Source organism: Pseudomonas sp. Pseu.R1 (assembly GCF_045764065.1).
In the GTDB taxonomy this organism is placed as follows: domain Bacteria; phylum Pseudomonadota; class Gammaproteobacteria; order Pseudomonadales; family Pseudomonadaceae; genus Aquipseudomonas.
On sequence record NZ_JBJGEE020000001.1, the window covers coordinates 747,293 to 768,761 of the forward strand.

21 protein-coding genes are annotated in these 21,469 nt (G+C 57.4%); 13 read left to right on the plus strand and 8 right to left on the minus strand.

The genetic code is table 11. The features are described from left to right. Nucleotides 1–16: 16 nt before the first annotated feature. Nucleotides 17–424 carry a type III secretion system chaperone gene (locus ACI5GA_RS03510; protein WP_404632602.1) on the plus strand — a complete coding sequence of 136 codons (408 nt, stop codon included), beginning with the start codon at nucleotides 17–19 and terminating at the stop codon, nucleotides 422–424. Between the two features lie 163 nt (nucleotides 425–587). Then, nucleotides 588–1,034, plus strand: coding sequence for a CBS domain-containing protein (locus ACI5GA_RS03515; RefSeq protein ID WP_404632604.1), 447 nt, complete (start codon nucleotides 588–590; stop codon nucleotides 1,032–1,034). 158 nt (nucleotides 1,035–1,192) lie between these two features. On the opposite strand, the gene ACI5GA_RS03520 is transcribed toward ACI5GA_RS03515, so the two are convergent. Beyond that, complete coding sequence (locus ACI5GA_RS03520) at nucleotides 1,193–1,915, minus strand: hypothetical protein (protein ID WP_404632606.1); 723 nt, start codon at nucleotides 1,913–1,915, stop codon at nucleotides 1,193–1,195. 250 nt (nucleotides 1,916–2,165) lie between these two features. On the opposite strand from ACI5GA_RS03520, the gene ACI5GA_RS03525 reads away from it, so the two are divergent. From ACI5GA_RS03525 to ACI5GA_RS03540, 4 genes are all read left to right on the plus strand, one after another. After that, complete coding sequence (locus tag ACI5GA_RS03525) at nucleotides 2,166–3,323, plus strand: murein transglycosylase A (protein ID WP_421425431.1); 1,158 nt, start codon at nucleotides 2,166–2,168, stop codon at nucleotides 3,321–3,323. A 17-nt stretch (nucleotides 3,324–3,340) separates the two neighbouring features. After that, complete coding sequence (locus ACI5GA_RS03530; protein WP_404632608.1) at nucleotides 3,341–3,946, plus strand: GNAT family N-acetyltransferase; 606 nt, start codon at nucleotides 3,341–3,343, stop codon at nucleotides 3,944–3,946. A 142-nt stretch (nucleotides 3,947–4,088) separates the two neighbouring features. Then, nucleotides 4,089–5,258 carry an MFS transporter gene (locus ACI5GA_RS03535; protein ID WP_421421735.1) on the plus strand — a complete coding sequence of 390 codons (1,170 nt, stop codon included), beginning with the start codon at nucleotides 4,089–4,091 and terminating at the stop codon, nucleotides 5,256–5,258. Between the two features lie 108 nt (nucleotides 5,259–5,366). Continuing rightward, nucleotides 5,367–5,855, plus strand: coding sequence for a MarR family winged helix-turn-helix transcriptional regulator (locus ACI5GA_RS03540; RefSeq protein WP_421421737.1), 489 nt, complete (start codon nucleotides 5,367–5,369; stop codon nucleotides 5,853–5,855). A gap of 149 nt (nucleotides 5,856–6,004) precedes the next feature. Here ACI5GA_RS03540 and ACI5GA_RS03545 read toward each other — a convergent pair whose 3' ends face one another. Together ACI5GA_RS03545 and ACI5GA_RS03550 are read right to left on the minus strand one after the other, a co-directional pair. Then, the gene (locus ACI5GA_RS03545) at nucleotides 6,005–6,223 is read right to left on the minus strand and encodes a DUF2934 domain-containing protein (RefSeq protein WP_421421738.1); all 219 of its coding nucleotides are present in this window, start codon (nucleotides 6,221–6,223) and stop codon (nucleotides 6,005–6,007) included. Between the two features lie 204 nt (nucleotides 6,224–6,427). Then, entirely contained in the window at nucleotides 6,428–6,760 is a 333-nt protein-coding gene (locus ACI5GA_RS03550) for a glycine zipper domain-containing protein (protein WP_421421740.1), read from the minus strand. A gap of 594 nt (nucleotides 6,761–7,354) precedes the next feature. Here ACI5GA_RS03550 and ACI5GA_RS03555 point away from each other — a divergent pair. Both ACI5GA_RS03555 and ACI5GA_RS03560 read left to right on the plus strand, forming a co-directional pair. Further along, the gene (locus tag ACI5GA_RS03555) at nucleotides 7,355–8,968 is read left to right on the plus strand and encodes a sensor domain-containing diguanylate cyclase (RefSeq protein WP_421421742.1); all 1,614 of its coding nucleotides are present in this window, start codon (nucleotides 7,355–7,357) and stop codon (nucleotides 8,966–8,968) included. Nucleotides 8,969–9,098: 130 nt separating this feature from the next. Continuing rightward, nucleotides 9,099–9,896: an EAL domain-containing protein gene (locus ACI5GA_RS03560; RefSeq protein WP_421421743.1), complete on the plus strand. Its 798-nt coding sequence runs from the start codon at nucleotides 9,099–9,101 to the stop codon at nucleotides 9,894–9,896. Nucleotides 9,897–9,976: 80 nt separating this feature from the next. On the opposite strand, the gene ACI5GA_RS03565 is transcribed toward ACI5GA_RS03560, so the two are convergent. The 3 genes from ACI5GA_RS03565 to ACI5GA_RS03575 form a co-directional block, all read right to left on the minus strand. Then, on the minus strand, nucleotides 9,977–11,083 hold the full coding sequence (locus ACI5GA_RS03565; protein WP_421421744.1) for a Gfo/Idh/MocA family protein: 1,107 nt from the start codon (nucleotides 11,081–11,083) through the stop codon (nucleotides 9,977–9,979). A 501-nt stretch (nucleotides 11,084–11,584) separates the two neighbouring features. Then, nucleotides 11,585–12,487, minus strand: a complete 903-nt coding sequence (locus ACI5GA_RS03570) for a manganese catalase family protein (protein ID WP_421421745.1) — start codon at nucleotides 12,485–12,487, stop codon at nucleotides 11,585–11,587. A gap of 207 nt (nucleotides 12,488–12,694) precedes the next feature. Further along, entirely contained in the window at nucleotides 12,695–13,198 is a 504-nt protein-coding gene (locus ACI5GA_RS03575; RefSeq protein WP_421421746.1) for a ferritin-like domain-containing protein, read from the minus strand. A 606-nt stretch (nucleotides 13,199–13,804) separates the two neighbouring features. Here ACI5GA_RS03575 and ligD point away from each other — a divergent pair. Next, nucleotides 13,805–17,260, plus strand: coding sequence for a DNA ligase D (ligD, locus tag ACI5GA_RS03580; RefSeq protein ID WP_421421747.1), 3,456 nt, complete (start codon nucleotides 13,805–13,807; stop codon nucleotides 17,258–17,260). 144 nt (nucleotides 17,261–17,404) lie between these two features. Here the strand turns inward: ligD and ACI5GA_RS03585 are convergent, their stop codons facing one another. Next, a complete protein-coding gene (locus tag ACI5GA_RS03585) occupies nucleotides 17,405–17,809 on the minus strand; it encodes a low affinity iron permease family protein (protein ID WP_421421749.1) in 405 nt (134 codons plus the stop codon). A 63-nt stretch (nucleotides 17,810–17,872) separates the two neighbouring features. After that, nucleotides 17,873–18,142: a hypothetical protein gene (locus ACI5GA_RS03590; protein ID WP_421421750.1), complete on the minus strand. Its 270-nt coding sequence runs from the start codon at nucleotides 18,140–18,142 to the stop codon at nucleotides 17,873–17,875. Nucleotides 18,143–18,275: 133 nt separating this feature from the next. Between ACI5GA_RS03590 and ACI5GA_RS03595 the strand changes: the two genes are divergently transcribed. The 4 genes from ACI5GA_RS03595 (at nucleotide 18,276) to ACI5GA_RS03610 (ending at nucleotide 21,363) form a co-directional block, all read left to right on the plus strand. Then, nucleotides 18,276–19,502 carry a zinc-dependent alcohol dehydrogenase gene (locus ACI5GA_RS03595; protein WP_421421752.1) on the plus strand — a complete coding sequence of 409 codons (1,227 nt, stop codon included), beginning with the start codon at nucleotides 18,276–18,278 and terminating at the stop codon, nucleotides 19,500–19,502. 21 nt (nucleotides 19,503–19,523) lie between these two features. After that, nucleotides 19,524–19,742 carry a PLD nuclease N-terminal domain-containing protein gene (locus ACI5GA_RS03600; protein ID WP_404632636.1) on the plus strand — a complete coding sequence of 73 codons (219 nt, stop codon included), beginning with the start codon at nucleotides 19,524–19,526 and terminating at the stop codon, nucleotides 19,740–19,742. A 4-nt stretch (nucleotides 19,743–19,746) separates the two neighbouring features. Beyond that, nucleotides 19,747–19,923, plus strand: coding sequence for a hypothetical protein (locus tag ACI5GA_RS03605; RefSeq protein WP_404632638.1), 177 nt, complete (start codon nucleotides 19,747–19,749; stop codon nucleotides 19,921–19,923). 315 nt (nucleotides 19,924–20,238) lie between these two features. After that, complete coding sequence (locus ACI5GA_RS03610) at nucleotides 20,239–21,363, plus strand: sensor histidine kinase (protein ID WP_421421754.1); 1,125 nt, start codon at nucleotides 20,239–20,241, stop codon at nucleotides 21,361–21,363. Nucleotides 21,364–21,469: the final 106 nt, after the last annotated feature.

A 21,469-nucleotide genomic window follows, 5' to 3' on the forward strand; every position in this document is an offset into this window, starting at 1 on the left:
CCGAAGGAAGCAAAAAATGAGTCACGCCGCCATACTGCTCGACGCGCTGGGCAAACAACTGGGTACCGCTCTGCGACTGGAAAACGGCGTGTGCGCGCTGTTCGACCAGGAAAGGGAAGTTGCCATCATCGAAATCCCGCCATCGGGGGACGTCGCGATCCTGCATTGCAAGCTAGCGCTGCGCCCGGACCCCGGCCTGCATGCACGCCTGTTGCGCCTGAACTTCGACACGGGTGCCATGAGCGGCTGCTGGCTGGCTCTCGACGAGCGTTCAGACGTTCGGTTGTGCGCCGAACTGCCATTGGAGACGCTGAGCGAGGTGTCATTCGTGCACTGGGTGCAGGGATTCGTCAAACAAACTCACGACATCCCTCGTCTTTTACGCGCCCACACCGCCCCCGCAGCGGCAAGACGGATTGGCTGAACGGCTCGAAAAAACGCATGAAAGGCGGCGAACAGCGCCGACATGACGCTTTTCGCCATCTGTACGGCGTATCCGAAACTTGCCGGAATGCCATCTCTCTACGATTCTGTATACACGGCTCGATCAGCGGGCCGTGCTCACAATACGCGCCGGAGAGGCCAGCATGACGACCGTAGCCGAACTACTCAAACTGAAAGAAAAGCATCACGGTGAAGTGCATACCGTCAGACCGGATCAGATGGTCATCGACGCGATCAAGCTGATGGCCGAGAAAAACATCGGCGCCGTGCCCGTGGTTCAGGGCGCCAAGGTCGTCGGGATCGTCAGCGAGCGGGATTATGCGCGCAAGATGGAACTGGCCGGACGCGCCTCGGTGGGCACACCGATCAGCGAAATCATGACCCCCGAAGTGAAAACCATCACTCCGCAACATACCGTCGGTGAATGCATGAACATCATGACCAACGGCCGCCTGCGCCATCTGCCGGTGGTGGATGAGGGCCAGCTGGTGGGATTGCTGTCCATCGGCGATCTGGTCAAGGAAGCCATCGCCGAACAGGCGCGGCTGATCAAGAAGATGGAAGAGTACATTCGCGGGGAGAGTTACTGACGCCTCGACGCCACGCTGTCGTGCAATAAACACGGGATCCTGTGGGAGCGAATTCATTCGCGATTGGCCCCTACATTCGATGGATGACTGTCGGATGTACGACCGTCTCGCGAATGAATTCGCTCCCACAGGGTGTACCGCGAACGATTCGTACTGCTTCACTGCACCGGCAGGAAATTCAGGAACAACAGGCTTTGCGCATAGTTGAGGCCGATCCGGCGATAACGCTCGTCAAGCATCTGAGTCAGCAAGTCCAGCCGAGCCACGATCTTTCCGAACTCAGTGGCAAAGCTCAGATTGCTGCCTTCCTCTGAAATCTCGTTGGAGAACAGCATCAACTCGCCATTAGCATTCTGCCGCTGGCTCAACAACCAGGTCGCTTTTTCGATGTTACGCGCGGCGTTGCTGACGAACGTGGGATTGATCTGATCGGTCATGAAAAATTCCAGTCGCCCACCGTGCGCCGTCACCAGCATGCTGCCGATGGCATAGATGAACGCGCCGACCCGATCCCCCAAAAACTCCGGGCTCAAGGCATAACTCAAGGCTGCCAGGTCTCGACGGTTACCCAATTGCGGCAGCGGCTTTTTCTGCTCGATGGCCTCACGCACATTGCGTTCAGCCGAACGGGCATCGACAAAACCCGACTTGCGCCATTCCGCCGGATTTCGCAAATACAGCTTGTTCATCAATAGATAGAGGCTTTGCAGGTTGTCGTGCATGGCCAGGGTGGCCATTCGGTCAACGCTGGTCTGAAAGAATTCCTGTGGTCGGGTTTCACTGAACTGGGTCGCCATGTCGCGCCCGTCCTGACGGGTGCAACCCGCCGTGCAGAGCGCCAACAGGCACGCCGCGAGAGGTACGCACAGACGGCGGCGCATGTGGAAACAAGAGGAAACAGAAACCATCAATCCAACGCTTCAACGAACTGGACCCCACGCGGATCGTGGCGTCCCGGCCATGCATAGAGCGGCAAACCGGCAAAAAGTGCGACAGGCGCGCAAAATGCGTGCTGAGCACCCACTAACCGAAGCATGATTCGTGGTCTTTTTAGCGCGCACACATTTGACGCCGCCCTCGCCTTTCACCAAGCTAGCCGACTTCACTTGCTTTCAGGAAACACCCCGCGTGATGACCCCAAGCCTGCACTGGCGTCGCTTTCTGTTCTGCCTCGCTCCGCTGATCGCCCTGCTCGCCGCTTGTGACGGCGGTGCTCCCAAGCCCAAGCCACCCGAGGCCACTACGTACGTCAGCGTTGAATGGGACAAACTACCGGCGGTCAACGACACCGACCTGATGGCCGGTTACAACAGTTGGTTTTCGGCGTGCAAGCGTCTGGCGAAAGACCCCGTGTGGGGCGCCACCTGCGCGCAGGCTGCGCAAGTACCGCAAGACCCTGCCGCCGTGCGCGACTTCCTCAAGAACGCACTACAGGTCTACAGCCTGCGCTCTTCGGAACACGGCGCCAACGGCCTGATCACGGGCTACTATGAGCCCATTTATAAAGGCAGCGAACAGCGTAACGACCAGCACCCGGTGGCGATCTACGGTGTGCCGGATGACCTGATCATCGTCAATCTGGACAGCATTTACCCGGAACTGAAAGGCAAGCGCCTGCGTGGGCGCCTGGACGGTCGCGTACTGCGTCCCTACGACGACGCCGCCACCATCGGCGAGAAAGGCGTCAATGCACCGGTGCTCGCCTGGCTGGAAAACCCCATTGACCTGCAATTCCTGCAAATCCAGGGCTCCGGCCGCGTGCAACTGGAAAGCGGTCGTCAGTTGCGCATCGCCTACGCCGACCAGAACGGTCACCCCTACAAACCGGTAGGCCGCTGGCTGGTGGAACAGGGCCAACTGACCAAGGATGAAGTGTCCATGGGACGGATTCGAGACTGGGCCATCGCCCACCCCGAGCGCGTGCCGGAATTGCTGGGCAGCAACCCCAGCTACGTGTTCTTCACCCTGCGCCCGGACAGCAATGAAGGCCCTCGCGGCTCGCTTAACGTGCCATTGACCGCCGGTTACAGCGTGGCCATCGACCGCAAGGTGATCCCGCTGGGCAGCCTGTTGTGGCTGTCGTCGACCCGCCCTGACGGCTCACCCCTCGTGCGTCCGGTCGCCGCGCAAGACACCGGGGGCGCCATCGCGGGCGAAGTGCGCGCCGACATGTTCTGGGGCACGGGCGATGCCGCGGGTGAACTGGCAGGCAACATGAAACAGCAAGGGCAGATCTGGATGCTGTGGCCCAAAGGCGCTCCTCTGCCCGACAATAAACCCAAAGGCTGACACAAGGTTTTCTGCGCATGAGCACCGAAATGACGGCCACGGAACAGGTCACGCTGACGGGCGACGCTGTGGCGTTGCAGCCACTTCAGGCAGCGCATGCAGCGGACCTGGTGCGCGCCGCCGAAGACGGCGAGTTGTGGAACATGAAGGTCACGGTCATTCCGGGACCTTCCACGGTCGATCAGTACCTCGCCACCGCCCTGGCCGGACGAGCAGCAGGCACCGTGATGCCGTTCGTCATCGTGCGTCGCGACTCCGGCCAGATCGTCGGCAGCACCCGCTTCTGGAAAATCGACCGCAAGAACCGCAAGCTGGAAATCGGCCACACCTGGCTGGGGCAATCGGTTCAGCGTTCCGGCCTGAACACCGAAATGAAATACCTGCTGCTCGAATATGCGTTCGAGGTCATGCACTGCGTGCGGGTGCAATTCACCACCGACGAACTCAACGAGAAATCCCGCGCAGCGATCCTGCGCATCGGCGCCACACAAGAGGGCATCGTACGCCATGAGCGGATCATGCCCGATGGCCGCAAGCGCAACTCGGTGCGGTTCAGCATCATCGATGACGAATGGCCTGACGTGAAGGCCATGTTGCAAACCAGAATGCAGCGTTTCGCCTGATGGCTTTGTGAGGCGAATCTGCAACGCAAATACCGGTTTCGGGTTGAACTGAAACCGGTTTCAGGTATAACAGGATGCTGATCCTACAAAACATCGCGTCCTTTCCTACATGACCAAGACTGATTCCCCACACGATTTCCACATGGGCTGGCTGCTCTTTGCCCTGGCCATGGGCGCTTTCGCCATCGGCACCACCGAATTCGCTTCGATGACATTGCTGCCCTTCATCGCCGGTGATTTCCAGATTACCCAGCCGTTGGCGGGCCATGCCATCAGCGCCTACGCACTGGGCGTGGTGGTCGGTTCCCCGGTGATCATGGTACTGGGCGTCCGGCTGGAGCGTCGCGCATTGCTGGTGGGACTGGCCGCACTCATCGGGATCGCCAATGCCCTGAGCGCCATCGCGCCGTCCCTGCCGTGGCTGGTGTTCTTCCGCTTCCTGAGCGGCTTCCCCCATGGCGCCTATTTTGGCGTCGCGATGCTGCTGGCCGCGTCACTGGTGCCGAAAAATCAGCGCGCACAAGCGGTGTCTCGCGTCTTTCTCGGCCTGACCATCGCCACCATCGTTGGAGTGCCGTTCGCCACCTGGATCGGTCAAAGCGTCGGCTGGCGCTGGGGGCTGGCGATCGTTGCCGTACTGGCGGCCGTTACTGCCGCGCTGATCCGCTCTTTTGCCCCGATCTCTCCAGCCCAGGCAGACGCCAGCCCGCTGCGCGAGCTGGGTGCATTGCGCTCCCGCCAGGTCTGGCTCACCCTGGGCATCGCCGGAATCGGTTTTGGCGGGGTGTTCTGCGTGTACACCTATCTGGCGGCCACGCTGATCGAGGTCACTCATACGTCGGGCATCATGATTCCCATCGTGATGGCCGTCTTCGGACTGGGGACCACCGTCGGTAATCTGGTCTGCGGGTGGGCGGCGGATCGCGCCACCATGCGCGCCGCCGGCATCTCCCTCAGCTTCACCGCACTGGTGCTGATGCTCTACCCATCCGCCACCGAGAATCTGTGGCTGCTGATCCCGCTGGTCTTTTTCATCGGCTGTGGCGTGGGCCTGGCCGCCATCCTGCAAACCCGTCTGATGGACGTTGCCCCTCACGCCCAATCACTGGCCGGGGCATTGGTCCAGAGCGCGTTCAACCTGGCCAATGCCATCGGTCCATGGGTCGGCGGAATCGTGATTTCCATGGGTTTCGGCCTTCCGGCCACGGGCTATGCCGCCGCTGCATTGACCCTGGGCGGGCTGGGCATGTGGTACTGGGCAATCGTCGATGCACGACGTACCGAACAACGGTTCGCAGGCCAGCAAGCCTGATCGCACGTGCGTCATCGTGTCACCCGAGCAGCGGCCTGAAAAACCTTGTCCGCCTCGCTCGGGCAGGCATAATCGCCGTACCTACAGCGTGCGAAGAGTAATCCGGCCTTGAAACGTGCGACACCCAGCTCAGACCCGGTCGTGGCGAGCAGTTGTACCAATGGCTCAGTACGCCGCGCCTCCCGCCGTCTGGGTCAAATCTACGACGAAGCCTTCGTGGTGTGCGGTCTGAAGGCCACCCAATACTCCCTGTTGTCGCAAATTGCTCGCAGCGATGAACCTCGCATGCGCGATCTGGCCCAGGCGTTGGTGATGGACCTCTCGGCCCTCGGCCACACCCTCAAACCACTGGTGCGCGACGGACTGGTCGAGTTGCAGATCGATGAAACGGATCGCCGTAGCCGACGAGTGCTCCTGACTGCCGCAGGGCAGCAAAAATACCAGGAAGCACGGAAAATCTCCGAGCGCGTCTCGACCATTTTCGACAAGACGTTTGGCGCCGAGGAAACGGCAAAGCTGAGGGAGGCGCTGGACTTCATTGCTTCCGAGGGATTTGCCCAATCACTGCTGAACGAACTGCAAGCCGGGCAGACTTGAACAACAGGAGTGGGTGAACAGGTCTCACGCCGCGAGTCCCAGCAGCGAAGCTGCCCTCTGCAGCCTCACCCCGAAGGTGACACATCGCAAGAAGCCGAACACCGCTGGAATGAGTGGCTCGAAGACGACGACTGGCGCGTCAGCACGCCTTAACGCCCGACCTCGCCCTCGGGCTCCCCGTCAAGATCCGGCTCAGGGAACAACGTATCGACGCTAGGCCGGTACGGCCCTTTGGTCGGGGCCATCGCAGCAGACTCGGCCAGCTTCGTCGCCATCTCCCAATGCCGGTCTTCCTGGCCTTGAGGCCGACCCTCCGTTTCCCAAATCAATTGCGCAAGCTGACGAACCGCTTCTTCGTCCACACTCATACCTTCCCCCCTGCAACGCTGCGTCAACCACTTCTCCCTCGCAGGACCAACGCCCGCCCCTCTCAAGCTCATGACACATCGAGCGTCAAGCATCGGTCTGTCAGCAAGACGAGCGCCACTGAAATACACTCTGCCTGGCCAGAATAGACCGTTGGCATTGCGGCGCATCGTAGGAATACCACGACCACGCATTCTCTAGCCCTCTCAATCCCGATGCCTGAGCCAGAGGCTGACGATCAGCCCCACTCCCGCAGCCGCCCCCACTGCGGCCCACGGATGCGCCTCGACAAAACGCCGGGCGTTGACCGCTGCCTGTGCAAGCGGGGGGGCTGCATCCGCCGCCGGGGCCGGGGGCTCGGTCCGACTCAAGAACTCAGCCAGGCGCGCTCGGGCCAGACGAGTCCGGTCTTCACGCAGCACATCACCTGCCGCCAGCAAAGCGTTGGTTTCATTGATAAACGTATTTATCTGGTTGCGCGTCTTCCGATAGAGATCGTCGGTCAGCGACTCACTCAGGTCATCGATCATCTGGCTCATGGGCATTACCGGTCTCGGGTTATCGAAAACGGTTGACTCGACGTTGACCGAATTCGTTCCGATCAGATTTCACGAGACGACAAGCAAGGAATGGGACGTCAACACGACGCGGGAGACGAGTCATAAAAACGAGCGGATACGAAAAAGCCCAACCTTTCCTTAGCCCGCTTCCCGTAGAGAATTGAGTTGCAACCACTCAGCAGCAAGCGTCTTGACAGTAATACACACTCGCCGAACTTCTGAATCTTGTACATCGATCGCTCCCTGATTTGTTCGACGCTCCCCTTATCCTGTTGGACTCGTGAGGCGGCTGAACGGCAAATAGAGGGAACGATGTCGTATGCGGATTGCTCCCATTCTATGGACATCGTTGCCTAACCAGACCTAAAGCTAACAAGCATGGCTCGGCTCGTAACGCATCCGCTCCGATGTTTGAACTTCCACCACGAGTACAGCGCTCTGTGCTTATGAAGAAAGCACGCCATGGAACAGCCCAACGATATGTTGCGCTGATTTCCTAATCTGCAGGGCGTCGATCAAGCTACGCAGCGCCCAGATTTGATGTTTCAACGGGAATAGCCCACCGGGGGCCTAATGCCAGGACGCAGCGAACCATTCGCTCATGCAGAAGAATTACTCGACGAGGCCTCGATGCCAAGCGGACGCCGCGCGTCCGCAGTGTTTCGACTGACTCTGAGCTTCATGCTTCTGATGGTGGTGACCTTTATGGGAGTAGAAGGGTGGAGGGCATGGCGGGATTATCGCCAGGCTTACGCCACCGCTCAAGACGCCGTCAAGAATCTGGCCCAAGCCACCGCTCAGCACGCAGAGGATGCAGTGCGACAAGTGGACGTAATCACAGCCGAACTGCGCGAGCGCGTTGAGGGTGATGGATTGACTCACATCAATATACCCAGGATTCGTGCCCTCCTCGATCAACAGACGAAAATCATGCCGCAATTGCAGGGCATTTTCGTGTACGGGCCGACCGGAGATTGGGTTGTCACCAACCAATACATTACCCCTGAAACTGCAAACAATGCTGACAGAGATTACTTCAACTACCATCGCACCCACTCTGGTCGAGGCATCCTTATTGGAGAGGTCGTGAAAAGCCGCTCCTCTCGTGAGCTAGTGATTCCGATTTCGCGCAGGTTGAACAACCCCGACGGATCCTTCGCAGGCGTGCTTCTTGGCACCATCAAGGTCAGTTACTTCCTCGACTACTACGGGGATTTCAAGATTGACGACAAAGGAGCCTTGGTACTGGCATTACGAAGTGGCCACGTCCTTGTTCGTCGTCCCTTTGTGTCACCCGCTACGGATCAGAGCCTGGCACAGAGCGAGATCTTTACACGGTACCTTCCCGAGTCGGATGAAGGTATTGCCGAAGTCACAGCGGTCATCGACAATACTCAACGTCTGTATGCTTACAAAGCCTTGGCTTCTTATCCCTTGGTGGTCGAGGCTGGTTTGTCACGAGATTCTTTCGTAGGGCCCTGGCAACACGACCTCATGAAAACCGGGCTAGTCCTACTGGCCTTGGTTGCAAGCCAGTGCGGCTTTGGCGCGATCGTATTGACTCAACTACGTGCGCGCTTCGTCCTGGAAAGCAAGGTTCGTAGTGCACACCTGGCCGTCCAGAATATGGCGTTAACCGACAGTCTGACCGGGCTGTGTAATCGGAGGAAATTGGACATCACATTGAATCAGGAGATCGAGCGAACTCGTCGCCAGAAAACCCAATTGGCGCTCATAATGCTTGATGTTGACTATTTCAAACGTTTCAACGACCGATATGGCCATCCCGCCGGTGACGACTGCCTGCAACAGGTCGGACGTGCGATCCAGCAAACCCTCAAACGGCCCGCAGATTTTGCTGCACGCTATGGCGGGGAAGAGTTCGCCGTGTTGTTGCCCGACACCGATTCGACCGGGGCCAGTCAAGTCACAGAAGAGATACTGCAAGCCATCCGAGACTTGAACATCGAGCACGAAGACCACCCCTGCCAGATAGTGACCGCCAGTGCGGGCATCACCACTGCCGCTCCAGACAAGGAGCCAACAACCGGGGCGGCCATGCTCAAATCGGCAGATGCTTTTTTGTACCTAGCCAAGCGTAAAGGGAGGAATCGCTGGTGCTCCAAAGAGACGATTGATGCAGAGAAATTCGTGGCGCAGCTTCCATTCGAGCTAAAACCTCGCTAGTTGACATCAGGAGCCTGCAACACCGGAATCCGAGCTTGTGCGATCGCCCGTTAATGCAATCCGTTGTGCATTCTGCAACACCTACCGAACGGAGGCCATGCATCGGATGGCCGCTGTATCAGGAGCGCCTGTGAACCTCAAATTACCCCCGTTTAAGTCAGTCAGCTGCGCCCAATGCCGGAATCTAGAAGATCTGGGGTTCAGCTTCACAATGGCCTTCCAGCCGATCTTCAATATTCGAACCGGGTTGCCTTACGCATACGAGGCCCTTGTTCGAGGTTTGAACGGCGAGTCTGCTGCAAACATCTTGGGGCTGGTGAATGACCACAACCGATACCGCTTTGATCAGGCGTGTCGAGTACGAGCAATCGAACTCGCAGCGGGGCTAGGTCTGCCGTCGATCCCAGACTGCAAGCTCAGTATTAATTTCCTGCCCAACGCTGTGTACAGGGCCGAGACTTGCATCCGAGCCACGTTGGAGGCCGCTCGCACGTTTGACTTCCCAGTTGAGCGTCTGATGTTCGAGGTAACCGAAGGCGAGCGAGTCGATGACCCTGAACATCTGAAATCCATCTTCCATGAGTACGAGCGCCAAGGATTCACCACTGCCATCGACGACTTCGGATCAGGTTATTCAGGCCTGAATTTCCTAGCGATGTTTCAGCCGAATGTCCTCAAGATCGACATGGCACTTACTCGCGGCATTGATCGAGACAACGTACGCCACGCCATTGTCGAGGGCATCGTCCTTGTGTCCGAACGACTAGGGATCACCGTCGTGGCTGAAGGCATCGAGACGTTGGAGGAACGAGACACGCTGCTGGCGTTGGGGATTGATCTCATGCAGGGCTATCTCTTTGCCAGACCCGTTGTAGGTGATCTGCAGACAATGCCGGAAGCGTTAATCTCGACGCTTCGCGGAACTTGATCCGGCCCATGTGCGCATGGGTTACCCCTCCCCGTGGGCAAGCCGACGCCCGGATAAGTACCACGCATCGGCTTGCCTTATCACTCGGTCGGCGATTCGGTATTGATGTAGGGAGGAACATCGGCCAGTGCCAGCTTTCGGCACTGCGTGCTACGAGGCTGGGACCTGGGTGCCAGCGGCTCGAGCTTTTGCGGTAGGCCAGTTTTGAGTGCTCGCTCAATCGCCATCACAACCCTCACGTCTCGCCATCCCTCTTCGCAATCAGGCTCAGGTGCCAGGTCATTGAGAATGCAGCTGGAAAAATACGAGGTCTCGCCAGCGAACTGATCAACAACCGGATGAACATGTTCAGTGGTCTCGCCGTTGACCGTCGCCCGATAACTGATCGCAACGCCTTCGCCATACCCAAAGCACGGCGATGCCTCGATCTCGCCTTCGGTGCCGAGGAGCTGAAAGCGCTCAGTGTCCGGTAGTGTATAGCTCACGGTGAAGTGGGCCAGTCGCTCTTGCGGGAAACGCAACGAGACGGTCACTGTGTCCCACGAATCCAGCGGGGAGCCTGGCGTCTTTGAACCTAATGCCATGACCTCGATGGGCTCGGCGTTGAAAAGCTTTCTCACCATGTTCAAGGGATAAGGCCCCATGTCGGCCACGGGGCCAGCGGCGAAACCATTCTGGTTACGGTGGTTGCTGGCCTTAACCACTTGCGCGAAGGTGGACGTGAACACCCGAGGGTCACCGAACTCGCCCTTTTGCACACGTTCAATCATCTCAAGCGTCCCGGGCTCACAATGCAGCCGGTAAGCGACCATGAGTTTTGCGCCCGTCCGTTCTGCAACGTCCACCATCTCCCGGCATTCGGCTTCGGTAGTTGCCATGGGTTTTTCCAAAAGAACGTGGATGCCAGCGTTAAGCGCTGGGATCACATATTGGGTATGCAGGAAATTCGGTGTCGCGACGTAGACAGCGTCGATTTCCCCGGAAGCCAGAAGCTCGGGGTATTCAGCATACGTATAAGACTTCAGGCCATAGATCGATGCCAGATCCTGTGCCTTGACCGGATCGCCTGTGACCAAGGCTGTCATCATCGAATTGTCCGTCTGGCCAATCCCAGGCATGAAAGCGCCCTGCGAAATTGAACCTCCTGCCACCACGGCGTACCGTATCTTTCCGTCAGAGCTGGGCATCATTTCCTCCTGTTGCATCAATGAGTCGCATAGGAAGTGGGCAAGCTCGCCCTGACAAGGTTCCATCTTTATCAAGCGACATGCGGCAGAGTACTTCGAAGACTGCGAACGACTGGCAGCGGTGATCCGGCGATCTTTTACTCAGAACGATACCGGGCTGAATCAATCAACTTAGCCGACTGACTCGGAGCCAAGACGTTCTTACTCCGATTATCTGCGCATCCGATCCAGTGGAGCAAAAGCTTGGCTCGGTCTACGACCGGCAAAGCAATCCCTGTTTAAAGCGCTGAATGAACAATGCGGTGTGTAGGCCGCGCGCACAGGCATTGGCTTGCGAGTCAAAGCTACGAGCACAACGCTCAAACTCATTTGAAACATGCGCTTCGATACTTCCGACACCTTGGCTGTTGGTCGAGAGATTCCGAGAACCAGAGGCCATGAGCGATCTCCTGATCTGAATTTGCGAAACTGGCAGCAACTGGCGCTGCCGCCAGGAGAGAATTACAGCGCTGGGTCGATATCCTTCTCGGAGCCTTGGCCAAGGCCAGAGCCCAGGTCTGCGCCGGTTACCGGGTCGGATGTAAGATCGGATTTGGTACGTTCCTTCAGCATGGTCAGCGTGACCGAGTCATCTTCACTCAGCGTGATCGATGCCGTGCCGTCACCACCGTCCACCGCCGGATGAGGGTTCTCGACATATTCAAACTCGGTCTCGCTGTTCCAGGGCCCACGCACGTTCGGCTCGCCATTGGACATGCTGAAATAGGTACGGGTGAACTCCGGCATGCCCGGCAACTTGCCTTGCGGAAAGTTGGGCTGGATCGAATGCAGGGCTTTCTCGAACGAGAGCTGGTGGGCGATTTCGCGAGTCATCAGAAACCCCAGCGCATCCTTGATGCCAGGATCGGTGGTGACATTCATCAGGCGCTCATACACGATCTTGGCCCGGGCCTCTGCAGCGATATTGGAGCGGAAATCCGCCGTCGGTTCACCGATGGTGTCGATGTACGCAGCAGTCCAAGGAACGCCTGCTGAATTCACCAGGGGCGCGCCTCCCCCATAAAGCAGGCTGGTAATGTGTGAATCGTTGCCAGCACCATTGATATCGCGGTAGAGCTCGCCTTCAGCCTGAACGCCTTCGGCTAGCTTGCCCTTGGCGCCCTTGTTGAGCATGACGATGATCGACCCGATGATTTCCAGATGGCTCAGCTCTTCTGTGGCGATATCCAACAGCAGATCCTTGCGACCTGGATCTTCCTCGGCGAGCGCTTGGGTGAAATAACGAGTGGCAGCCGCCAGTTCGCCCTGAGCTCCACCAAATTGCTCCAGAAGTAAATTGGCCAAACCCGGATTAGGCTCAGCGACGCGCACGGTATATTGCAAACGTTTGTTATGTAAGAACATGTTGTTACTCCCATCCGTAGCTTTTTTAAGGCGAGTTCGGGCCGAAACCCGATATCGCTCAAGGTTTACTCATCAGAATCAACTTCAAACATAAAGCTGCTTAGCCGACCCTAAACTCACGATGCTCGACTTATACACAGTTTCAGTTTTGTACAGTTTCAGTCTCAAAGTGAGTTCGCGGCACCGAAATGGCGATGACGCAGTCCATCACTTTTTAGCGAGCGTCGCCGCTTGGTTACCGCCCTCTTCGGCGATGACCGAAAGCTTCTCATCGGCGGCCTTTTCCTCTGCCAGCGTTTCGGCCAAGAGATTGGCAGCGTCCGTCATTCCAAGGTGTTTGGCCATCGCGATGAGCGTGCCGTAGCTCGCTATCTCGTAGTGCTCGACTTTCTGGCAGGCCCCGATTAACGCGGCGTCCAGCACCTCGCCCTTCTCGATTTCATCGAGCAGTTCCTTGCTCTCCTCCACGAGACCTTCCATGGCAACACACTTCATGCGCTTGAGCTTCAGTCCGGCTTGCTCGACGAGTTGATCAATGCGTTCGATCTGGCCTTGGGTTTCTTCGAGATGTGAAGCGAACGCCTCGGCGAGCTTGGGATTAGTGGACGCACGAGCAAGTCGTGGCAGTGCTTTGGTGATCTGTTTTTCGGCGCTGTAAACATCAGATAGTTCGTGAATAAAGAGATCATCGACCGTCTTTCTACTCGCCATGTCATTATCCTCGTCTGGTGACGTCAGGTGAAATAAGCGCAACCCTTACGTGGGGTGCTAATTACTCGACCCGACGCAAACGGCGAGGGTTCGAAAAGGAAAAATCTTTTACCGACAGGTGGTAGTTATCACTATTTACATGCCCCGATGAGTCAATTCGAGTGAACGTTTCTGCCACTGTTTTCTCATACTTTTGGGCGTTAACGCCTTTGATGGAACGACGAGGAAATCGATATTGCCAAGTGTTTAAGCGCATGCGCGATCACCCTGTTTTTTTGATCAGGCAGTTTTGGGCGGAAGGTGCGTGTTCGGTTGGGGCATGGCGCTGAGCTCTGCTCGGAGCTCTCCTATCCGTTCCGAGATGGCACGACTGGTACCCAATGTAGCGACATCAATCCCGCCCACCGCCAAGTTGACGCCGGTGGTTCGGTCGAGGATCCCTATGGTCAACTCATTGGGATTTTTTCCACCCTGTGGATTTTGCTCGGCGGGTTCTCTGCACTGATGCACTTCGCCGCGATGTCATTCCCCCGAGATTAATCGCGAACTCCTTCCCCCCGCTAACCCTCACATGAGTAGGTTCGGACTGCTGGAAGGTACGCAAAGGTGGAAGACCTGAAGATCGCCACGTACAACGTGAATGGCATCGGTGCCCGACTGCCCAATTTGTTGCGATGGCTTGAGCGCGAACAGCCTGACATCGTCTGCCTACAAGAGCTCAAGGCACCGGACAAAGCGTTCCCAAACAGCGACCTCGAAGCAGCGGGCTACGGCTCTGTGCACCTGGGCCAGAGTTCGTGGAACGGCGTCGCCATCCTGGCCCGTGACTCCGAACCCTTGCTGATCCGAAAGGGCTTGCCAGGGGAAGAGGAGGATGCCCAGGCGCGCTACCTCGAGGCAGCAGCCCATGGCGTCATTGTCGCCTGTCTGTACCTGCCCAACGGTAATCCTCAGCCCGGCCCGAAATTCGACTACAAGCTCCGTTGGTTCGAACGCCTGATCGAGCACGCGAAATCATTGCAGGCCAGCGAGCATCCTGTCGTGCTGGCCGGGGATTTCAATGTGGTGCCGACTGACGAAGACATCTACAACCCACGTTCATGGCTCAAGGATGCCCTGCTTCAGCCCGAGAGTCGCGAATGCTATCGCCGGCTGCTGGCTCAAGGATGGATCGACTCGGTCAGGCACCTGTATCCGGGCGAGCGCGTCTACACGTTTTGGGATTACTTTCGTCAGCACTGGCAGAAAAACTCTGGCCTGCGCATCGACCACCTCCTGCTCAACCCAGTATTGGCGCCACGTCTGGAAGATGCGGGCGTTGACGCTTGGGTGCGCGGCGAAGAGCACGCAAGCGATCACGCACCCACCTGGATTCGCATCGGGGATGCGCAACAGAAACCGGAAAAGAAAACCCGGAAGAGAAGCCAACCCGCTGCCTCGCCGCCAGCTCAGAGCGACACCCATTCGAGCCTCGAAGAATACAACCGCAAACGTGACTTCGACGCAACGTCCGAGCCATCGGGCGGCGGCGACCACAAACGTGGCTCGACGCGAAAGGCTTCCGATCAAGCGCTTCAGTTCTGCATTCAGAAGCACGACGCAACCCGGCTTCATTATGATTTTCGGCTGGAACTGAATGGCACGTTGAAGAGCTGGGCCGTACCCAAAGGCCCGTCCCTTGACCCCAAAGCAAAACGCTTGGCCGTGCATGTCGAAGATCACCCCATCGATTACGCGACGTTTGAAGGCAGCATCCCGGAGGGTCATTACGGGGCTGGCGATGTCATCGTGTGGGATCGGGGCATCTGGAAACCATTGTCAGACCCCGCCGAAGCGTACGCCAAAGGACGACTGAAATTCGAGTTGCAGGGCGAGAAGCTTGGCGGTGTGTGGAACCTGGTGAAGACCCATATCCCCGGCAAGCAGGAGCAATGGTTCCTGATCAAACATCAGGACGAGTTTGCCCGTGCTGAATCGGATTACGACATCGTCAAGGATAAGCCCGACAGCGTGTTGAGCGAACGGACAATCGTGGCCAGGAAACGAGGTGGCAAAGGCGCCGAGCCAAAACCCGTCGAGAAAGTGCCAGCACGCAAGAAAAGGCCTGCGAAAGCCGAGCTTGAGGGGGCACAGGCCGCAGACCTCCCTGACACTCTTAAACCAGAGCTGGCGACGCTGGTGGAGTCAGCCCCCGACGGCGACTGGCGCTACGAGATCAAGTTCGACGGCTATCGGGTAATGGCCAGGGTGGATGACGGGAAGGTGCAACTGTTAACCCGCAATGGTCATGACTGGACGCACAAGCTCCCGCGCCAGGCCGAAGCCATCGCCAGTCTCGGGCTGGCCTCTGCCTGGCTGGACGGCGAGATGGTGGTCGCCAACGAGGACGGTGTCCCTGACTTCCAGGCATTGCAGAACGCGTTCGAGTCCGAGCGCAGCGGCAATATCGTTTACTACCTGTTCGACATGCCCTTTCTCAACGGCATGGATTTACGCGAGGTGCCGGTCGAACAAAGGCGCGCTGCCTTGGCCAAAGTGCTGGAGGCCAGCGAGGACGAAATACTCCGATTTTCCGAGGACTTTGGGGAAGCCCCCGACGCTCTGCTCAACAGCGCCTGTCAGATGAAGATGGAGGGCCTGATCGGCAAACGCGTCGGCAGCACTTATGTGTCGCGGCGTAGCGGTGATTGGATCAAGCTTAAGTGCAAGCGCCGGCAGGAGTTCGTGGTCGTTGGTTACACCGAACCAAAGGGCGCTCGGAACAAATTCGGTGCCCTCCTGCTAGGGCTTCACGATGCCGACAGCGGCGAACTGCGTTTTTCAGGGAAGGTCGGGACAGGCTTCAACGAAGCGACGCTGAACACCCTCTTTCATCAGCTCGTCCCGCTGGAAGTAAAGAAATCGACCGTGGTCAATCCACCTACTGGCTTTGAGGCCAAGGGTGTGCACTGGCTCAGGCCTCAGTTGCTGGCCGAAGTGGCATTCGCTGAGATCACGAAGGACGGCTCAGTCAGACACGCCGTGTTCCACGGTTTACGCACGGATAAGCCGGCCAAATCCATCACTGAAGAACGCCCTGCTCCGCCGTCAGACGTCGACAAGCCCTCGGATGCGAAAGCTGCTCTAAGCAAAACCGCCAAGGTTGCCCCAACTCAACAATCAGAGTCCGTTGCCCGGTCGACATCAGGAAAGATCCGCTTAACCCACCCCGAGCGCATCATTGATCCCGCTACCGGATCGACCAAGCGTGACTTGGCGGACTACTACATCAGCGTCTCCGATTGGTTGCTACCGCAGTTAGCGCAGCGCCCTGTCGCGCTGGTCAGGGCGCCCGAAGGCATTACCGGCGAGTTGTTCTTCCAGAAAAACGCTGATCGGTTGGCAATCCCGGGCATCGAAACGATGGGCAAGGAGTACACCGGCCATCCGGTCATGCTTATCAACACTCTCGAAGCCCTGATCGGGGCCGTGCAGATGAGCGCGATGGAGCTGCATACCTGGAACGCTGTCTCCAAAGATCTGGAGCGTCCCGACCGTTTCGTGCTCGACCTCGACCCTGATCCCGCTCTGCCGTGGAAGAGCATGGTGGAAGCCACCCAACTTACCCTGGCAGTACTTGATGAACTGGGATTGAAGTCATTTCTCAAAACCAGCGGCGGTAAAGGTATTCATCTCGTGGTGCCCCTGACTCCCAAAGCCGATTGGGAGGCTGTAAAAGGCTTCAGTCACGCCATCGTCAAGCACATCGCCAAACTGCTGCCTGATCGCTTCTCAGCCGTCTCTGGCCCGAAAAATCGGGTGGCTCGTATCTTCATTGATTATCTGCGCAATGGGCTGGGCGCTACGACGATCAGCGCCTACTCAGTCCGCACGCGGGAGGGCCTTCCGGTATCAGTACCCATCTTTCGCGAGGAGCTGCTTGAGATCAAAGGTGCCAATGTCTGGAGCATTCACAACCTTCATGCACGCCTCGGACAGCTGGACAGCGATCCATGGGCAGACCTGCCGACCACCCGGCAAACCATCACTGCCGAAATGCGTCGGCGGGTAGGCATCAAATAGCGGAATCACCTGAGGAGAAACATCATGGACAACTACCACATCACCAAAACCGATAGCGGCTGGGCACTCAAGAAACAAGGCGCTCCATCAACTATCACAGCGCATTCACTACCCGAGTAAGCTCAATATTGGAGCTGCGTAGATTTAGTGAGTGGTGTTTTGATTAGAGGAATCGTTAGGCGTCGTATCAGGATCGTTGACCTCATCAACGCCTAGCGCCTTGTACCGCTTTCTGAGCGCCGCTAGCTCTTTCTGATCGAGGTTGTCCAAACTGAGCACTGCATTCTGAGCATCTTTGGTCACCCGCAAAAGCTCATCAATCTTGATGTGCAAGATATCTGTATCACGGTTTTGGGTGTTCTGGATCAGGAAAACCATCAAAAAGGTGATGATGGTGGTGGAGGTGTTGATCACTAGCTGCCAGGCATCGTTGTAGTGAAACCATGGCCCCGAAGCCGCCCACAAAACCACCAGCGCGATTGCAGTCAAAAACGTCTTCGGACTGCCCATCCATTTTGATAACCGCTCGGAAAACTTCCAGAATTTCATGATGGCACTCCCACGTTAGGTAAACGATCTGACCTGAGTGACCACTGAAAATTCTTGTTACATCTAGACCGGAAGATCACCGGTAAGCAATTGCACAAGTGTCGAGGAACAGGCCGCGATCCCATCCAGATGCCCCATCACCAGTACACCACCGGTGCCATTGCCTTCTGCTGACTGTGCTCGAATCAGCCCCACCAAGTTACCTGCATCATCAACCCACGTTTCGTCGCAGTGCTGTTGCAGCTCCTTCTGACAAACTTCTCGGACTTCTAGCTCTTCGCCACTTGGCCCCCGAGCCATCAGCAGTTGCTCCAAAAGTGTTGCTTCAGTCATCGACAGCTCTCATAACCGCAGTCTTACCAACGGTGCATGAGCTGCCGCTGATCCTGTTCCTCAGGAAAATCCTGAACGAACCCCGCATTCACCCCTCCGCTGTTTACTACCCCTAAAACTGCGGAGTCAGACCATGAGAGCACTTACCTACCACGGCGCCCATGATGTGAAAGTGGATACCGTTCCAGATCCCGTCCTTGAACAACCGGATGACATCATCCTGCGGGTCACCGCGACGGCGATCTGCGGTTCGGATTTACACCTGTATCGCGGCAAGATTCCGACCGTTGAGCATGGCGATATCTTCGGTCATGAATTCATGGGCATCGTCGAAGAGACTGGCTCGGGCGTGACCGCTGTCCAGCCAGGTGATCGGGTTGTTATTCCTTTTGTGATTGCGTGCGGAGACTGTTTCTTCTGCCAGCAAGATCTGTTCGCTGCGTGCGAGACCACCAATACTGGGCGCGGAGCAATCATCAACAAGAAAGCCATTCCACCCGGCGCGGCGCTGTTCGGCTTCAGCCATCTGTATGGCGGGATCCCTGGAGGCCAGGCCGAATACGTGCGTGTCCCTAGGGCCAATACCGGCCCGTTCAAGGTGCCGGGGACACTCGCCGATGAGAAGGTGCTGTTTCTCTCGGACATTCTCCCCACTGCGTATCAGGCCGTGACTAACACGGGCATCGGCCAAGGCTCCAGCATCGCCATTTATGGCGCTGGCCCGGTGGGCCTTTTGTGCGCAGCGGTTGCCCGGATGCTGGGTGCGGATCGTATCTTCATGGTTGACCATCATCCTTATCGCCTCGCCTATGCGCAGGCTACCTACGGCGTGACACCGATTAACTTCGATGAGGATGATGACCCCGCCGACACGATTATTCGGCAGACTCCAGGCATGCGCGGCGTCGACGGCGTGGTGGATGCAGTCGGGTTCGAGGCCAAGGGCAGCACCACTGAAACAGTATTGGCCACTCTGAAACTCGAAGGCAGCAGCGGCAAGGCGCTACGTCAATGCATCGCGGCAGTCAGGCGCGGCGGCACTGTAAGTGTGCCCGGCGTCTACTCGGGCTTCATTCACGGTTTCCTGTTCGGAGACGCGTTCGACAAGGGGCTGACCTTCAAGATGGGCCAGACCCATGTTCAGCGGTTCCTTCCCGAGTTACTTGAACACATCGAAACCGGTCGTCTCTCACCCGAGGCCATCATCACCCACCGAATGTCGCTGGAGCAGGCGGCTGAGGGCTACAAGATCTTCGACAAGAAGCAAGAGGATTGCCGCAAGGTCATCCTCACTCCCGGGGACAGCACTATCGCGCTGCCAGACACTCAAGACGAGCTGGGCGCTCCCGTCCTTCAGTGACGCCCGCAGAAGGTAATCAACATGGAAACTCTATTTTCGATTGTTGTGCCGATCATCATTTTGCTGGTCGACTTATGGGCCATCACCAGCGTTTGGCGCTCGACGAAGGCATCGAGCACGAAAGCGGGTTGGACAGTGCTGATTTTGATTTTTCCGCTCGTGGGATTGGTGATTTGGGGTATCGCCGGCCCCCGAGGGATCGTCGAACCTCCGACGTCCAAGGAGCACAGCAAAGGTTAAGCCAGTGAATACCAATGGCCGTGCCGGTCTAAATCCTGGCGATAAGCCTGGTGTTGACGGGTTTCCGGATAATGAAGGTTCAACATCAAAGGACTCTGAAGAGGACCCCAACCGACAAGATGATGTGACCGACGTCGATATCGACAACGCAGAGTTCGATGACCCACCCAATCCTCGTTGAATCCATAATGAACGCCCCGCAAAAGCGGGGCTGACTCCTGCGGTTCCCTCCCTGCTCTCACTCGTTAAGCGCGCGACCACTCCAAGCGCTTGATAATTCGCTTAAATAACAATCGCTTAGGCAGTATATTCATTCGAATATCTAATCTACCTCCCCTCAAACGGCACGTTGCGACTTATTCGGACGATCTCAAAATGCAGAAGGGAAGCATCCGGTCTAAGCTAGGCGGTTACTTTTTTCCGTTCAACTGACAGATCGTACGCTTGGATTTCTGGCGATACAGGCGCATCGCATTAAGGAACAATCGAGGACGCCATGAGACTTTCGGAATTCATTCTGCAGAATCTGGAGCCAATACTTCAGGCCTGGGAAGACTTCGCCAAAACGGTGGTAACACCGATGCCGCCATTGAGTTCCTCACGGCTCAGGAACCATGCCGAACAGATTCTCAGGACGGCGGCGAGGGACATGCAGACGCCTCAGACCTTGCGTCAGGAAATCGCAAAATCTCAGGGACATGGCCCCGCCAACGAGGGTGAGACGGCCGCACAATCGCATGCGCTCACCAGGCTGGAAGATGGGTTTAGCCTTGATCAGATGGTGGCGGAGTACCGTGCGCTGCGATCCAGCGTTCTGAGACTATGGCTGTCTGAGGGTTGCTCGGCAGACTCGCATCAGGCAGCCGATATCATTCGATTCAATGAGGCCATCGATCAAGCGTTGGTGGAATCCATTTCGGCCTATGGCAAAGCCGTAGCAGTCACCCGAAAAAGGGTGCTTGGCATATTGGGTCACGATCTGCGTTCCCCGCTTGGCGCGATATTGATGGCAAGTGATCTGCTATGTAAACGACCAAATCTCGCAACCAGGGAGACGACTCTGGCCGCGCAGATCTGGACGAGTGTCAATCGCGCCAATGAGATGGTGAACGACCTCCTCGATCTAGCGCGCAGCAACCTGGCTCCCGGGATCTCCCTTCACCTCGAAAACACAGAGCTCACCCAGGTTTGCGATTCAGTCGTTGCCGAAATACGCACTGCACACCCCGATGCCCGTATCGAGTTCGCACCCGGTCAAGAGATCGCCGGGCGGTTTGATTCGGTTCGGGTTGGGCAGGTCTTTTCGAATCTGATTGGCAACGCCGTTCAACACGGCGATGCGCAGTACCCTGTCCTCGTTCAACTCTCAAGCAATGGGCTGAGCGCGATTTTCAGTGTTTGCAACCGGGGAGAACTCATTCCGCCCCACGCTATGCCCTACCTCTTCAACCCGGAGGGTCGCTATTCCACCTATGCTGCGCAGGACAAAGGCTCGTCTGCAGGCTTGGGGTTAGGCTTGTTCATCACCGCCCAGATCGTGGATGCACACGGAGGGCGAATCGAGGTCTCCTCAACCACCGAGGAAGGCACGGTTTTCACCGCTCATCTGCCGATCACCTAGGTTGCCTCTGGCGTGATGGTGCTGCGAAGCCAACCGATCGGGATGTATCGGAGATCGTCAGGGTTGGGGCCAGACATTTATGCAAGGCTTCGAGCGCTCAATGAGC

Bases quoted from the DNA above. Each gene is read 5' to 3' on its own strand.
- ACI5GA_RS03510 (WP_404632602.1), top strand. From the start codon at position 17: ATGAGTCACGCCGCCATACTGCTCGACGCGCTGGGCAAACAACTGGGT.
- ACI5GA_RS03515 (WP_404632604.1), top strand. From the start codon at position 588: ATGACGACCGTAGCCGAACTACTCAAACTGAAAGAAAAGCATCACGGT.
- ACI5GA_RS03520 (WP_404632606.1), bottom strand. From the start codon at position 1,915: ATGCGCCGCCGTCTGTGCGTACCTCTCGCGGCGTGCCTGTTGGCGCTC.
- ACI5GA_RS03525 (WP_421425431.1), top strand. From the start codon at position 2,166: ATGACCCCAAGCCTGCACTGGCGTCGCTTTCTGTTCTGCCTCGCTCCG.
- ACI5GA_RS03530 (WP_404632608.1), top strand. From the start codon at position 3,341: ATGAGCACCGAAATGACGGCCACGGAACAGGTCACGCTGACGGGCGAC.
- ACI5GA_RS03535 (WP_421421735.1), top strand. From the start codon at position 4,089: ATGGGCTGGCTGCTCTTTGCCCTGGCCATGGGCGCTTTCGCCATCGGC.
- ACI5GA_RS03545 (WP_421421738.1), bottom strand. From the start codon at position 6,223: ATGAGTGTGGACGAAGAAGCGGTTCGTCAGCTTGCGCAATTGATTTGG.
- ACI5GA_RS03550 (WP_421421740.1), bottom strand. From the start codon at position 6,760: ATGAGCCAGATGATCGATGACCTGAGTGAGTCGCTGACCGACGATCTC.
- ACI5GA_RS03555 (WP_421421742.1), top strand. From the start codon at position 7,355: ATGCCAGGACGCAGCGAACCATTCGCTCATGCAGAAGAATTACTCGAC.
- ACI5GA_RS03565 (WP_421421744.1), bottom strand. From the start codon at position 11,083: ATGCCCAGCTCTGACGGAAAGATACGGTACGCCGTGGTGGCAGGAGGT.
- ACI5GA_RS03570 (WP_421421745.1), bottom strand. From the start codon at position 12,487: ATGTTCTTACATAACAAACGTTTGCAATATACCGTGCGCGTCGCTGAG.
- ACI5GA_RS03575 (WP_421421746.1), bottom strand. From the start codon at position 13,198: ATGGCGAGTAGAAAGACGGTCGATGATCTCTTTATTCACGAACTATCT.
- ACI5GA_RS03585 (WP_421421749.1), bottom strand. From the start codon at position 17,809: ATGAAATTCTGGAAGTTTTCCGAGCGGTTATCAAAATGGATGGGCAGT.
- ACI5GA_RS03590 (WP_421421750.1), bottom strand. From the start codon at position 18,142: ATGACTGAAGCAACACTTTTGGAGCAACTGCTGATGGCTCGGGGGCCA.
- ACI5GA_RS03595 (WP_421421752.1), top strand. From the start codon at position 18,276: ATGAGAGCACTTACCTACCACGGCGCCCATGATGTGAAAGTGGATACC.
- ACI5GA_RS03600 (WP_404632636.1), top strand. From the start codon at position 19,524: ATGGAAACTCTATTTTCGATTGTTGTGCCGATCATCATTTTGCTGGTC.
- ACI5GA_RS03610 (WP_421421754.1), top strand. From the start codon at position 20,239: ATGAGACTTTCGGAATTCATTCTGCAGAATCTGGAGCCAATACTTCAG.